Raw genomic sequence first — 558 nt, 5'->3', positions numbered from 1 at the left:
CCGCCCGGGAGTGGACGCCCCGCCTCGCCCTGTGAGCCCGGCTTGGCATGGCAGTAGGTACAACCGCCGGCAAAAAAAATGCGCTTGCCCCTGGCTGCGTCGCCAGGACCGAGCTTGGCCAGGGTCTCCCTGTCGAGCCTCACCGGCGCCGACCCGACCCACCCGGCAACCGCGCCGACGCCGCCGAGGATGACGATGGCGCCGACGAGTTTCTTTAGCCAGGGCATCGCCCGCTATCAGCCTTTTTTCACCCGGTAGGTCTGGTGGCAGGTGCCGCAATCGGAGCCGATGGCGCCGAATTGCGCCTTCAACGCATCGACGTCGGCAGGAGCGGCAGCGGCCGCTGCCTTGACGTCGGCGACATATTTGGCGTTGGTGGCCTTGAAGCCGGCCATGTCTTCCCAGATCTTCGGCGACGCAGTGGTATCGCCGCCTGTGTCGCTGCCCGCCGGAAACAGCGCGTCGACGTCGACTTTCTCGGCATTCGCATGCAGCGCCTGCAGCGCCGTCAGCACCGCGGCGGCATCAAACGGCTCCTCGCCCTTGACCACTTTCGAC

General features: G+C 66.8%; 1 protein-coding gene and 1 pseudogene. Both read right to left on the bottom strand.

What is annotated here, in order from left to right; all coding sequences use genetic code 11:
* A pseudogene (locus tag ENZ74_RS35455) lies at nt 1-227 on the bottom strand (cytochrome C); the annotation flags it as partial.
* Nucleotides 228-236: 9 nt separating this feature from the next.
* The coding region (locus ENZ74_RS29810) for a cytochrome c (protein ID WP_127313214.1) at nt 237-558 on the bottom strand (322 nt) is incomplete at its 5' end.

This window comes from Mesorhizobium sp. M7A.F.Ca.CA.002.15.2.1 (genome assembly GCF_003998715.1).
In the GTDB taxonomy this organism is placed as follows: Bacteria; Pseudomonadota; Alphaproteobacteria; order Rhizobiales; family Rhizobiaceae; genus Mesorhizobium; species Mesorhizobium ciceri.
The sequence above is the reverse complement of the archived record's forward strand: the minus strand, read 5'-3'. Positions and strand labels throughout refer to the sequence as shown.